The sequence below is a fragment of the Pontimicrobium sp. IMCC45349 genome (assembly GCF_047219225.1).
Taxonomy (GTDB): Bacteria; Bacteroidota; Bacteroidia; order Flavobacteriales; family Flavobacteriaceae; genus IMCC45349.
The window spans coordinates 1,034,445-1,048,819 of the sequence record NZ_CP178208.1 but is presented as its reverse complement, the minus strand read 5'-3'; the positions used below and the strand labels follow the sequence as shown (position 1 = coordinate 1,048,819).

The window sequence follows — 14,375 nt, the reverse complement described above, 5'->3', positions numbered from 1 at the left end:
TTCAATTCAAAAATAAATAAAAATCACGAAATAAAGTGAAACTTTTGTTACATTAAGAAGAAATTATGAGTTTAAAAATAAGCTCTAAGTTGCACAGTTCCAGTATGGATTACTTTGCTTGTTTCACTCTTTCTTCCAAAGTAGTTAAGGTTTAAGTCTAAGAATTTAGTTAGTTTTTTTTGAGCAATTAAGGTCCATGTAAAGTTTTTTCCTGGTTGTAAACCTTCCATCATTTGGTAAGCAACAGGAGTATTGGCGTTTCCTGTAAAGTCATTAGAAAAATAATTAAACTCTCCACTTATAGCAGATTTTTGATTTTTAGTAAACGTAAATGAAGCACCATATTTTTGTTGTGCTAAATTTTCTAATTCGCCAATAGTATTGTCTTTTGATGAGTATTGGTAAAATACATCAAATCGGGTGTTGTTGTTTAATAAATAGGATAATTTTGGGTTTATTAAAAACTCATCAATCTTATAGTTTTTACTCAAAAAGTTTTCACTAACACTTTCGTTTTTATCTAAGTTAGATTGCAAGGTAACAAGCCATGTGTCTTTAAATTTATGATTGAAGTTAAATTGGTGACTTGTAAGATTGTTTTCAATAAAACCAAAAGACAAGACATTTCTAGCTTTGTTGGATAAGTATGTGTATGATGTAGTGTAGCGTTGTTTGCCTCTGTTATAAAATAAAACATTTCTAAAATTAAGCTGTAGACCTAATTGTTTTTCAGGATTTTCCTCAAAAGGGTTTAAGTTAAATCCACCATCATCATTTTTTAATTTTCTGTCTATTAAATAGGAGGATTGGTTATAGAAGTGCGACCAAAAACGCTTGCTTTTGTTTTCATTTTGAGACCATTGCTGAGGGTTAAATGTTACGGTTTGACTAAATCTATTTTGGTGCGTTCTAATAAAAACTTGATTAGGCAATAATACCCTAATATAATTTCCTTGGTCTTGAAATTGGGCTATTTCAAATTCTTCTAACTCTTGAATACCGTTTTCATTATAATCTATCCATGTGTAAGCTCCTTGTCCTGCTTCAACCTCTACGTATGTAAATTCTTGTTGAGGTAAGGTTCCAGAGTTGGTTTCGTAAGCTGTATTTAATAACACTATTTGATTAAATAGTTTTTGACTGTATTGTAATCTTGAGTTTAGAGATTGTTCTTTGTCAATGGTTTCATCTTCATAAGTTAATGTTCTATAATTAACATATAATGATAAATTACTAGAAGCATTTTGAATTAATTTAGAGTTTAAATAGTAATTATTTGAGGTGTTTACTTTTTGCAATACGTTGTTTTTAATACTATCGTTCACTCTGTTTTTATAACCTATTTCAACAAAAACTTTAGTGCTATCTCCAATTCCTGTAAAGGCTTCGTAAGAAGTAAATTTTTGGCTTAATGGTGTAAGTGTTTCTGTTAGCTTTTCTTTTTGCTCATTGTCTTCTATAGCAAATCTAACTCCAGACCAACCCTTTTTGTAGTTATATAGAATTTGATTTGTAGACCTCAAAAAGGAAGACGTGTTAATAGTAGAATTTCCACTCATATAACTTGAGTTAGAAGTTATACGTAACTTATTTAACTTTAAATTAGCTAGTAAAATATGTCTGTTACCATTAAAGTTATTGGTGTAATTTAAATGCTCAAATTGATAATTAACACTCCCTTTTTTTGGATGATTTAAATGCACTCCAGAATTAATTAATTTTTGATTGCCAAAGGTGTTTTCTAAATTCCAATCTCTGTTAAATTCAACATTATATAAGCGTTCAATTGTTCGAAAATTATCTTCAATATAATCGGTATCTATGTAAGCATTTAAATTCCATAAACTATCAGTTTTAATAATGTTTTGAGTAAGTTTTAATTTTCCTGCAAAGCCATCATTATTACTATCGTCAAGATTAGAGAATAAATTTAAATCGTTTCTGCTTCCTGCAAATTCAAAATCTATTGTCGTGTTTTTTAAAGGTGTGTAAGTACCATTAACAACTGCTATTTGTAATTTTGTTGGAGCAATTAGTTGTATAATGGGTTCGTAATTACCTTGAGGAATCCCTCCAATTGGTGGCACATATTCATAGATGTTAGAAATAGCGTTAGTATTAGTAACAATATAGTTGCCTTGATTTTCGTCTACTAAAGTAAATTTCACACTATAAAGCTCATCATCAGGGTTATTAGAGAATACAAAAGCCTCAATACCATCAATAATCTCTTTTTTATAGAGAATTCTATTTTCATTATAAGCTTCTTCAACTGCTGAAGGCGCCACCATTAATGATTGATCATCTCCTGCATCAGCTAATATTTCGACTTGTTCGGTAGATAGATTTTGTTGTAGTGGTTGATTTTTAGCATCATTTTCATTGTATACCGAAGCTGTGAATTTTAATTTTTCACTTTCATATTTACCACCTCCATAAGCTATAAATCTAGAGTAGTTTCGTTCACTAAACTGATAGTCAATAGTAATCCTCATTTCTGAGTTAATAGGAAATGTAGAGTTAAAAATAACTTCACCAGCATTGTAATCTATAATATAATCTTTGTATTCTCCACGCTCTAAAGCAATACCATTTACATAAACAGTTTCACTTCCAGATACTACTAAAACAAATAATTCACCGTTAGGACCTTTTAACTTATAAGGCCCTTGGTTGCCTTCTTGAGCAGTAAATTGACTTCTGGCAAATTGACCTCGTACTAAGGCACCAGCAGCAAATAAGTTAGTGTTTGACTCAGGGTGTTCTAAATTTGCATTAATTGAAAGTCCTTGAACACGTTTAGAAAATTTAGCAAAATAGGAGTCTGTATTTTGTAAGTCTATATCTCCAGCTCTAATATTCCAGTTTTCACTAGATAGTTCAATAAATACTTGATCAAATTCATCTAACCGTTGCGAATATCCACTTTCTTGTAAAGGTATATTTGCATCTTGTATAGAGGCTTTTAAAGTGACTTTGTCGTTTAGTTTACCAGAGATTTGTAAATCAAGTTCACTGTTTAAAACAGAGTTTTGGTTATTACCTACAGTTACTCCTCTAGAAATACTACCCGAAGTTGTTAAACCATCAAAAGGTGTAAATGTTTTTGTTGTTGAGGGTTGCGATAGCTTATAAAGCTTATTTAAATTGTCATTATTTTTTACAATAATGCTCTCATCTAATTGCTGATATGTTTTTGTTAAAAAATCTGGATATCTTAAATATTCAATTATTATAGAATCCGTTTCTATAGGTTTTTTAAAAGTTAATAAAGCTTTACTAAAGTCAATAGAATAGTATGTAGAATCTATTACCTTATTTCTTTTAGTTTTTAAAACAAAATTACTAGAGTTTATACTAACTGTATCTACAGCAATTGTATCTTTTATAGCAACTTTTTTTACTTTATAATTAGCGTTTTGTTTTTGCGCAAAGGCACAAAAACAAAATATAAAAAGAAAAAAAGCTAGTGTTAATCTCATCTAGTAAGGTAAACTAAAAACCAAGCAAAATATTTTGTTAATAGTTTTAGTTAAAACAACTTTAAATTTATAGCGTAAAAGTACAGCATTATTTATTTTAGCTAAAATTGTATTGATTTTAAGTTTTATAAATAATGAAAATAATTTCATATAACGTTAATGGTATTCGAGCTGCCATTAATAAAGGCTTTATGGATTGGCTTGTAAGTGCTAATCCAGATGTAATTTGCTTACAAGAAATAAAAGCCATGAAAGAGCAATTAGATGTGTCACTTTTCGAAGATGCTGGTTATAAATACCACTATTGGTTTAGTGCACAAAAAAAAGGATATAGTGGCGTTGCTATTTTATGTAAAGAAGAGCCAAATCATATTGAGTATGGAACTGGAATAGAGTCTATGGATTTTGAAGGACGCAACCTAAGAGTTGACTATGATACTGTATCTGTAATGAGTATGTATTTGCCATCAGGAACTAATGATGCTAGATTAAGTTTTAAGTTTAATTATATGGATGAGATAAAAGAATATCTTACCAATTTAAGAGAATCAATACCTAATTTAGTTGTTTGTGGTGATTATAATATTTGTCATGAAGAAATTGATATTCATAATCCTAAAATGAAAGGTGTTTCTGGATTTTTACCAGAAGAGCGTCAGTGGTTAGGTGAGTTTATAAATTCTGGATTCATTGATTCGTTCAGGCATTTAAATGCCGAATTACAACAGTATAGTTGGTGGAGTTATCGCGCTAACGCAAGAGCAAATAATAAAGGTTGGCGTTTAGATTATGCAATGGTATCGCAACCAATGCAAGATAGAATTACGCGAGCGGTTATATTGTCCGAAGCTGTTCATAGTGACCATTGTCCAATTTTAGTAGAAATAGAATAAAGTAAAATATAGAAACCCAATAAAATGATTAAAAAAATTTCATTAATAGCATTAGTATTAACGTTGGCAACCTCTTGTGTGTCTTCAAAGGTGTATAAAGAACTTGAAGGTAAGTACTCAAGACTTAAAAAAGAAAACAAATCACTTGCCGATGAGAATGAAGATTTATTAAGCGCGAAAACAAGTTTAGAAAATCAATTAGCTAGACTTCAAAAGGAGTATGATGAAACCTTGGCTAGACGTAATCAATTAGAATCTGATTTAGCAGCTTTAAATACAAAGCATGATAATTTAAAAAACTCTTATGATGCTTTAGAAAAAAACAGTTCGGCTGCTATAGCTAAAAATGCAAAAGAAAATAGAGAGTTGTTAGCTAAATTAGAAGCTAAAGAGGAAGCACTTGCGGCTGAAAATGAACGTTTAGAAAAGCTTAAAAAAGACTTGGCAGACAGATCAAAGCGTGTGGAAGAATTAGAAGCTTTAATTGCTGCAAAGGATAAAGCGATGACCGATTTAAAAGATGCTATTTCTCGTGCTTTAACAGATTTTGAAGGTAAAGGATTAACTGTTGAACAACGTGATGGTAAAGTGTATGTTTCAATGGAGAATAAATTGTTATTTAAATCTGGAAGTTGGGCAGTTGGAACTGAAGGTAAAAAAGCTGTACAGCAATTAGGAACTGTATTAGCAGATAATCCTGAAATTGCAGTACTTATTGAAGGACATACAGATAATGTACCATATTCTGGAAGTGGACAAGTAAAAGGAAATTGGGACTTATCTACAAAACGTGCTACAGCAATTGTTCAAATTTTAAGTCAAAACAATAGTATCAAACCAGAAAATTTAACTGCTGCAGGACGTGGCGAACATGTGCCAGTTGCAAGCAATGATAATGCAGAAGGAAAAGCAAAAAACAGACGTATAGAAGTTATTTTAACACCTAAGTTAGATGAGATTTCTAAGTTGTTAAATGAAATATAATGAAGTACACAACATTACCAAATACTAATGTAAAAGTTAGTAAAATATGCCTTGGGTCTATGACTTGGGGAAATCAAAATACAGAGGCCGAAGGTCACGCACAGCTAGATTATGCTTTTGAACAAGGTGTCAATTTTATTGATACTGCAGAGTTATATCCTGTGCCAGCAACAGCCGAAACACAAGGACGTACAAGTAAAATAATAGGCACGTGGTTACAAAAAACAGGTAATCGTGATAAAATAGTATTAGCTAGTAAAATAGCTGGACCTGGAGATTATACAGCACATATACGTACTAATGGATTTAGTCCAGATGCAATTAAAAGTGCAGTAGATGCAGAGTTAGAGCGCTTGCAAACAGATTATATTGACTTATACCAACTACATTGGCCAGAGCGTCAAACTAATACATTTGGAATTAGAGATTATAAGCATAATCCTAACGACCCTTGGCAAGATAATTTTAAAGAGATATTAGAAACACTTGATGAAATTATCAAAGCTGGAAAAATAAGACATGTAGGTTTATCTAATGAAAAGGCTTGGGGAACTATGCGTTATATGGAAGAGTCTAATAAACATGATTTACCAAGACCTATTACAATTCAAAATGCATACTCGCTTTTAAATAGACCTTTTGAAGGAGATATGGCTGAAGTAGCAATACGTGAAAATATTGGATTGTTAGCATATTCACCATTAGGTTTTGGTGTGCTTTCTGGAAAGTATATTAAAGGTACTGCTGCTGATAATGCTAGATTAAAACTATTCCCAAGGTTTGCACGTTACAGTAGCGAGCAATCTACAGAAGCAACAAAGCAATATCTTGAATTAGCTGAAAGTAACGGCTTAACTTTAGCACAAATGGCCTTGGCTTTTGTAAATCAGCAACCTTTTATAACTAGTAATATTATTGGTGCTACTAATTTGGAGCAATTAAAAGAGAATATTGACAGTATTAATGTTGAGTTAAGTGCTGAGGTATTAGAAAAAATTAATGTTATTCATGCAGTAATACCTAATCCAGCTCCTTAAAAGAAAGAATATTGAACATAAAAAAAGCCTAACAACATAGTTGTTAGGCTTTTTTATTATTTAATTTGATTACCATCTTTGTCATCAAAGTGGTATTCAAGATATGTGTAAGCATCTCTTGGTTGAATTTTCACCCATTTTTTATGTTCAAAAAACCATTTTGAACGTATAGATGGAAAGCCTTTGGTTAAAAAGGCTGCTATAAAAGGATGTGTGTTTAAAGTTATCTTTTTATAGTCTTTTTTAAATAGTTGTTCCAGTTCATGTGTTATTTTTTCTACTAACACTATTGGAGCTTCAACCTCTTTACCATTTACACCATTAGGATCTTCCTCTCTGGTTTTAATGTTCATTTCTGGTCTTACTCTTTGTCTGGTAATTTGTATCAATCCAAATTTACTTGGAGGTAATATTTTATGTTTAGCTCTATCGTCCTTCATTTCTTCACGAAGATGATTATAAAGCGTTTTTCTGTTTTCTGCATTTCCCATGTCAATAAAATCAACAACTATAATACCTCCCATATCACGTAATCGTAATTGACGAGCCATTTCTGTAGCTGCGATTAAGTTAACTTCTAATGCAGTATCCTCTTGGTTTTTTGCCTTGTTAGATCGGTTTCCACTGTTCACATCTATAACATGAAGAGCTTCGGTATGTTCAATTACCAAATAAGCGCCTTTAGCCATAGAAACAGTTTTTCCAAAGGATGTTTTTATTTGTCTCTCGATTCCATATTTTTCGAAAATTGGAATTTTAGACTGATACAACTTAACTATTGATTCTTTTTTAGGTGCAATTTTTTGCACGTAATCTTTAATTTGAATGTATAGCGACTCGTCATCTACTACTATTGAAGTGAAAGTATCATTAAAAATGTCTCTTAAAATAGAAGAGGCTTTATTCATTTCACCTAACACTTTACTTGGATGATGAGCTTTGTAGAGTTTTTTGCACATTGCGGTCCAACGACCATATAAGTTTTGCAAATCTCTGTCTAGTTCCGCTACTTTTTTGCCTTCTGCAACTGTACGTACAATGACACCAAATCCTTTTGGTGTAATACTTTTTACCAATCGTTTAAGTCGGTCTTTTTCTGCTTTGTCTTCAATTTTTTGAGAAATTGAAATACGATCAGAAAAAGGAACTAAAACTAAATATCTACCAGCTATAGAAAGCTCGGAGCTTATTCGTGGTCCTTTAGTAGAAATTGGTTCTTTTACTATTTGTACTAATGCAGATTGATTTGATTTTATAACGTCAGTAATACTTCCGTTTTTATCAATATCTTTTTCAAATGGGAAATTTTTTAAAGAATAGTCTTTAAGTTTACCTGTGCTTACACGTTTTACAAATTTTAAAAGGGAAGGGAGTTTTGGACCTAAATCATGATAATGCAAAAAAGCATCTTTTTCATAACCAACATTTACAAATGCTGCATTTAGTCCAGGAACAGATTTTCGTATTTTGGCTATAAACACATCACCAACCGAAAAATTACTGTTGTCTTCCTCTTTTTGAAATTCAATAAGTTTTCCATCTTTTAATAAGGCAAAATCAACATTGTCAGAACTAGAACGAATAATCAATTCTTTATTCATATAGTTAATTTTTATCCATACATTTAAGTACAGATGGATTATACATATTTTCTTGATTCACAGGAATTTAATCCGTTAAATTCATCAAATCACTAAGGTATAAGTGATTATTTCAATGAATTTGATATCAAAGAACGATTTTTAATAAAACCGAAAAAGTAGTTAAAAAACTACTTTTTCGAATTATTTTTTCTTGTGACGATTAGCGCGACGTCTCTTTTTACGCTTGTGCGTAGCTACCTTATGTCTTTTACGTTTTTTACCGCTTGGCATAAATAATGCGTTTTAAATTAATACTTATTTTTTAATGTCTTATTTAACCTCAACGTTAGCTTTTACTCCTTCTACAAAAACTTTCGCTGGTTTAAATGCTGGTATGTTATGAGCAGGTATTTTGATAGTTGTATTTTTAGAAATATTTCTACCAGTTTTCTCAGCTCTTGTTTTGATGATGAAACTTCCAAATCCTCTTAGATATACATTGTCTCCACTTTCTAAAGAAGTTTTTACTTCACTCATAAATGTTTCAACAGTTGCTTGAACATCACCTTTTTCTATTCCTAATTTCTCAGAAATTTTTGCTACTATATCAGCCTTAGTCATTGTCTATTATTTTTAGGGTTATCTTTTAAATTATAAGGGATGCAAATATATGTATTTTAATTTCAATATTTCAAGCCTAATTCATTAAATTTTAACCTAATAAACGTTTATTTTTGCTGTCCTAGTATTAAAAAAATGAATTTCATTAAAAATATAACTAACTGGTACTCAGTAAATAAAAGGGTTTTACCTTGGAGAGAAACCAAAAACCCATACTTAATTTGGCTATCAGAAATTATTTTACAACAAACACAAGTTAAGCAAGGGTTGCCTTATTATGAAGCTTTTGTTAGCAAATTTCCTACTGTTTTTGACCTTGCAAATGCACAAGAAGATACCGTTTTAAAGCTTTGGCAAGGACTAGGATATTATTCTAGAGCTAGAAATTTACATTTTTCGGCTAAATATGTTGTTGAAGAATTAAATGGCGTTTTCCCTTCTACATATAAAGAGTTATTAAAACTAAAAGGAGTTGGCGATTATACTGCTAGTGCTATTGCTTCAATTTGTTATAATGAAGCTACTGCTGTTGTTGATGGTAATGTATATAGAGTATTGTCTCGTTATTATGGTGTAGAAACACCTATTAACAGTACAAATGGAATAAAAGAATTTAAAGTATTAGCACAGTCATTATTACCAAAAAGTAATATTGGTGACTATAACCAAGCTATTATGGAGTTTGGAGCAAGACAATGTAAGCCACAATCTCCAAATTGTGAAGTATGTCCTTTAAAAACTTCATGTATAGCTTTGCAGTTAAATAAGGTAACAACACTACCAGTTAAACTTAAAAAGACTAAGGTAAGAAAGCGTTATTTTAATTTTATTGTATTTGTTAGTAATAATGGAGAAACTATTATTGAGCAAAGAACTCAAAAAGGAATATGGCAAAACCTGTATCAGTTTCCTTTAATTGAAACCAAAAAACGATTAACTAAAAATTCTTTTCAAGAAGCTATAAATACATCTTTTGATATAAATGGAATAGAAACCTTTAATCTATATAATAAAGAGGAAATAGTTCACAAGTTATCGCATCAACATTTATATACTAGTTTTTGGGTTGTAAAAACAAATAAATTACCAAAGGAAGGAATAAGTATTAGCGATATTAAAAATTATCCTGTTCCAATTGTAATTGGTAGATTTATAGAAACATATAATTTTAACAACTAAAACTATTTTCATAATTTTTAGTACTTTTAAAAGAAGAATACTGTAAAACCATTAATTTTGCAGTTCAAATAAATATATTATGTCAGGAACATTAAATAAAGTAATGCTTATTGGGCATTTAGGAGACGAGGTGAAAATGCATTATTTTGATGATAAAAATTGTGTTGGTCGTTTTCCGCTTGCTACAAACGAAACGTATACTAATAAGCAAACAAACGAGCGTATTACTAATACCGAATGGCATAATATAGTTGTTAGAAATAAGGCTGCCGAAATATGCGAAAAGTACCTTAGTAAAGGTGATCGAGTATATATTGAAGGGAGAATAAAAACACGTAAATGGCAAGACGATAAAGGTAACGATCGTTACTCTACCGAAATCCATTGTACAGACTTTACTTTTTTAACAACCAAAAATGAAAATCCAGCTGGAAATGCAAGTCCTCAAAACGTGCAGCAACCAGTTCAAAATACACAAAATGTAGTAAACGAATCTTCAACTCCAGAAGACGACGATTTACCATTTTAATTGTTAACTAATATTTTAACTGTTGGACCCTGAACCCTTTAGTTTAGTACTTTCTTTCACAACAATTGACATGTCAATTGTATCAGGTTTTGTATTACTATTTATACTATTAATATGTTCTGCACTAATTTCTGGTGCCGAAGTAGCTTTGTTTTCTTTAACTCAAAAAGATTTAGACGATGTTCAAGAAAGTAATTCTAAACCAATGCATATTGTTGCGAAACTTTTAGAACGCCCTAAAAAATTACTAGCAACTATTTTAGTAGCAAATAACTTTATAAATATTGCCATTGTAATACTGTTTGCTTACTTAGGTGGCTTTGTTTTTGAGAGTATAGAATCGCCAGTTTTAAAGTTTGTAATTGAGGTTGTTGTAATTACATTTTTAATTCTTTTGTTTGGCGAAATATTGCCAAAAGTATATGCAAGCAGAAACAACATTAAGTTCTCTAAGTTTATGGCTTATCCACTTAAAGTTTTAGATGTTGTTTTTGCACCAATAAGTTTACCAATGCAAAGTATTACGCATGCTATTCATAACAAGTTAGGGAAACAAAAATCTAATTTAAGTGTTGACCAATTATCGCAAGCATTAGAGCTAACAAGTGAAGAGGATACTACTAAGGAGGAACATAAAATTTTACAAGGTATTGTGTCGTTTGGAAATACAGATACCAAACAGGTAATGCGTCCACGTATAGACATTTTTGCCGTAGAACATACAGCTAAGTACAGCGATATTATTCCTGATATTATTAAAAATGGTTATTCGCGTATTCCTGTATACCAAGATAATGTAGATAATGTTGTAGGTGTTTTATATGTAAAAGATTTACTGCCATATTTGGGTAGAAAGCAGTTTGAATGGACTACGTTATTACGTGAGCCGTTTTTTGTACCTGAAAACAAAAAATTGGACGATTTAATGCAGGAATTTCAAGAAAAGAAAGTGCATTTGGCTGTAGTAGTAGATGAGTATGGAGGTACATCAGGATTGGTGTCTTTAGAAGATGTGATAGAAGAAATTGTAGGAGATATTAGTGATGAGTTTGATGATGACGATTTAATTTATTCTAAGCTGGATGACAATAACTATGTGTTTGAAGGTAAAACCACTTTAAAAGACTTTTATCGTGTTATAAAGTTAGAAGAAGAAGCTATTTTTGAAGACCATAAAGGCGAAGCTGAAACCATTGCTGGATTTGTTTTAGAAATTTCGGGAAGTTTCCCAAAGCTTAACAGTAAAATAAATTTTAAAAATTACGTTTTTACTATTGAAGGCTTAGATAAAAAGCGCATTAAACAAGTAAAAATTACCATTAATCAAGAATGAAAAAGTTAGCAATTGTATTATTAATAGTTATGTGTTATGCTTGTGGTAGTGATCCTATTCCTAAGCCAAAGGCTTATTTACGATTAGAGTATCCAACACCTCAATATGCTAGGATAAGTACACAGTTGCCTTTTACATTCGATAAAAATATTTTGGCAGACGATTTAAGCCAGATAAAAATTTCTAGAGACCAAAAATCGGTTGGGTTAGATCTTAACTATAGTCAACTAAAAGGAACTATTTATTTAACTTATAAAAGTGTAAATAACAATTTAGAAGATTATTTATTAGATGCTCAAAACATAACTCAAAAGCATACACAAAAGGCCGATGAAATTACTGAGCAAAAGTTTATAGATGCTAAAAATCGTGTGTATGGTATGTTTTACGAAGTTGGAGGTAATGCAGCATCGCAATCGCAATTTTATGTGACTGATAGTATCAACCACTTTGTAACTGGCTCCTTGTATTTTTACGCCAAACCTAATTACGACTCTATTTTGCCAGCTGCCGATTACTTAAAAAAGGACATCCAACACATTATGGAAACTATTAAGTGGAAAGAGTAAATTACGTATTTCTACGTATTGATTTGTTTACTTAAAAAAGTTAACTTCGTTTAACACTTTTATATTAACCATTAAAACGTGTTTAAATAAATACGTTGACAGTAATTTAAATCAAAATTGAGAATAAAAGAATTAATATTATCAGAAAGTGAAATACATAGTTTAGGTCTAACTGAATTTAAAACAAATCGGTTGAATAATACCTTAGCTTTGGTTGGAAAAAATGGTTCAGGTAAAACACGTTACTTAAACGCAATAGAAAATAAATTAAAAAAAATTGACATTGTCAGTCTACTTGACGGTGAATTAGAGTTTTTACCAACTCAGCTTGAATCTCAAATAAATGCTCATAAGAAGAATTTAAAACTATACAGAATTTATAAAGAATTTAAAGAGATTCAGGAAAGACGAAAGAACAATCCTAAATCAAAAGAATTAACCGAAGAGTTGAAAATTATTCGACAACAGTTCAATAGAGAATCAAGTAGAATTCCTTTTAATCAAAATGCATATAACAAATTAAATAATGATATTCAGTTTCATACAAATAAAAGAATAAAAGTAATTAAGCCAGATGATTTCAGAAGACTAAAGGCTAGCTTGGATTTAAATTCAAATAGAGCAACATTTCAAAATATCATTGATTCAACTGATGAAGATGTCAATATAGATGAATTTTCAATGATAAGTGATTCAGCTTTAACCTATTTAAAAAGACTTCCTCACAAATTATCCTATGATGCTATAGATACTAAAGGAGATGAAAAGAAATTTAAAAATAGAGTTTCATATAAAAGGTTTAACCTTTTAAGACAATTAGTCAATGAATTTTTAGGAAAGACACTTGAATGGGAATCTAAAACTTCTAATGTTGATGAATACGACGACCACATATCTATTAAATCAATTGGGTTTTGGAAAATAGATGGGAGAGAATTTGATTATGCTCAATTTTCTGAAGGGGAAAAAGTACTTTTTACTTATGCTATTTTGCTTTTTCTGTTAAATACCAATCCTAGAATACGATTTAAAGAATCAATAATAATAATTGATGAACCAGAATTAAATTTACATCCAAAAGCACAAATAAAACTGATTGAGAGCTTACAAGAACTTGTAAAAGATGAGGGACAATTGATTATTGCAACTCACTCTCTTTCAATAGTAGCGAATCTTCAATATGGCTCGATACACCTGGTTAGAGATAGTAAGTTATTTTCACCATCTTCCACTATTCCTTTCGAATCTGTAGATGATTTAATGGGTTTTGATGAACACTATAATAAAATTGTGGAATTTTTGGTATCGACACCTTCTTGGGCCATGATAAATTTTATGGGTGAATGCTTTGAAGACCCGGAAGTTTTTGAAGAAGCAAATAACAACGACCCACAACTTGAAATATTTAAGAATATTATTTTAACGAATAACTCAATAAATATTCTAGATTTTGGCTCAGGTAAAGGTAGATTAATTGAGAAAATTAGAGAATCTGAAAAAACTTGGAAAAGAATAAAATCTTATGATTGTTTCGACATTCAGCCGAAATATAATGAATTAGTAAACAACCTAGGTGCAAATAATGTTTATAACGACTTATCAGAAATCCCTAATAATCATTATGACTTGGTCGTTTTAGTAAACGTATTACACGAAATACCAATTAATGAATGGACTAAATCTATAAATACAATCAAGAAGAATTTAAAGCCTGATGGATTTTTAGCAATAATTGAAGATACTGAACTACCTGTAGGCGAATTACCTAATGAACATGGTTTTTTAATACTTGGGAAAGAAGAAATGACAAACCTTCTTGGAATAGATACAACCTTCATTAGTTCAAAAATAGAACGTTATAAGAATAGGATTCTGTGTGGAGTTATCAAGGGAGATTTATTAAAAAAAAATAATAAAAATGTTCTTAAATCAACCTTAAGTAAATTAAAAGAAAATTCACTGAATTCTATAATAGAATACAGGAAAAGTAATGAATCAGAATTATCATTAGGTAGATTATATGCTTTAAAAGCAAACTTATATGTTAATAGTGAATTAGCTATAAATCAATTAGAATAAAAACTATTGCCAACAACTACTATACTTCATTACGGCTGAAAGTTACTTGCATACAATTCCGTAACGAAACTACAAACGTTAAACGA

The 14,375-nt window shown here is 30.5% G+C and carries 11 protein-coding genes; 8 read left to right on the top strand and 3 right to left on the bottom strand.

The genetic code is table 11. The features are described 5' to 3' along the window. Positions 1-71: 71 nt before the first annotated feature. A complete protein-coding gene (locus tag ACLII3_RS04910; RefSeq protein WP_412986952.1) occupies positions 72-3,482 on the bottom strand; it encodes a hypothetical protein in 3,411 nt (1,136 codons plus the stop codon). A 134-nt stretch (positions 3,483-3,616) separates the two neighbouring features. Between ACLII3_RS04910 and ACLII3_RS04905 the strand changes: the two genes are divergently transcribed. From ACLII3_RS04905 to ACLII3_RS04895, 3 genes are read left to right on the top strand one after another with little or no spacing between them, the layout of a single operon-like run. Beyond that, positions 3,617-4,375 carry an exodeoxyribonuclease III gene (locus ACLII3_RS04905; RefSeq protein ID WP_412986950.1) on the top strand — a complete coding sequence of 253 codons (759 nt, stop codon included), beginning with the start codon at positions 3,617-3,619 and terminating at the stop codon, positions 4,373-4,375. 24 nt (positions 4,376-4,399) lie between these two features. After that, positions 4,400-5,359, top strand: coding sequence for an OmpA family protein (locus ACLII3_RS04900; RefSeq protein ID WP_412986949.1), 960 nt, complete (start codon positions 4,400-4,402; stop codon positions 5,357-5,359). Continuing rightward, positions 5,359-6,396: an NADP(H)-dependent aldo-keto reductase gene (locus ACLII3_RS04895; protein ID WP_412986947.1), complete on the top strand. Its 1,038-nt coding sequence runs from the start codon at positions 5,359-5,361 to the stop codon at positions 6,394-6,396. The genes ACLII3_RS04900 and ACLII3_RS04895 overlap by 1 nt, the downstream gene beginning before the upstream one ends. Positions 6,397-6,452: 56 nt before the next feature. On the opposite strand, the gene ACLII3_RS04890 is transcribed toward ACLII3_RS04895, so the two are convergent. Together ACLII3_RS04890 and ACLII3_RS04885 are read right to left on the bottom strand one after the other, a co-directional pair. After that, on the bottom strand, positions 6,453-7,997 hold the full coding sequence (locus ACLII3_RS04890; RefSeq protein ID WP_412986946.1) for an Rne/Rng family ribonuclease: 1,545 nt from the start codon (positions 7,995-7,997) through the stop codon (positions 6,453-6,455). A gap of 312 nt (positions 7,998-8,309) precedes the next feature. Beyond that, positions 8,310-8,600, bottom strand: a complete 291-nt coding sequence (locus ACLII3_RS04885) for an HU family DNA-binding protein (protein ID WP_412986945.1) — start codon at positions 8,598-8,600, stop codon at positions 8,310-8,312. Positions 8,601-8,735: 135 nt separating this feature from the next. On the opposite strand from ACLII3_RS04885, the gene mutY reads away from it, so the two are divergent. The 5 genes from mutY to ACLII3_RS04860 all read left to right on the top strand — a co-directional run bounded on the left by mutY (position 8,736) and on the right by ACLII3_RS04860 (position 14,289). Continuing rightward, positions 8,736-9,779, top strand: coding sequence for an A/G-specific adenine glycosylase (gene mutY, locus ACLII3_RS04880; RefSeq protein WP_412986943.1), 1,044 nt, complete (start codon positions 8,736-8,738; stop codon positions 9,777-9,779). 79 nt (positions 9,780-9,858) lie between these two features. Then, entirely contained in the window at positions 9,859-10,308 is a 450-nt protein-coding gene (locus tag ACLII3_RS04875) for a single-stranded DNA-binding protein (RefSeq protein WP_412986942.1), read from the top strand. A 22-nt stretch (positions 10,309-10,330) separates the two neighbouring features. Further along, the gene (locus ACLII3_RS04870; RefSeq protein ID WP_412986940.1) at positions 10,331-11,641 is read left to right on the top strand and encodes a gliding motility-associated protein GldE; all 1,311 of its coding nucleotides are present in this window, start codon (positions 10,331-10,333) and stop codon (positions 11,639-11,641) included. Continuing rightward, a complete protein-coding gene (gene gldD, locus ACLII3_RS04865) occupies positions 11,638-12,210 on the top strand; it encodes a gliding motility lipoprotein GldD (protein ID WP_412986938.1) in 573 nt (190 codons plus the stop codon). The genes ACLII3_RS04870 and gldD overlap by 4 nt, the downstream gene beginning before the upstream one ends. Before the next feature lie 117 nt (positions 12,211-12,327). Then, positions 12,328-14,289 carry an AAA family ATPase gene (locus tag ACLII3_RS04860; RefSeq protein ID WP_412986936.1) on the top strand — a complete coding sequence of 654 codons (1,962 nt, stop codon included), beginning with the start codon at positions 12,328-12,330 and terminating at the stop codon, positions 14,287-14,289. The last annotated feature ends 86 nt before the right edge of the window (positions 14,290-14,375 follow it).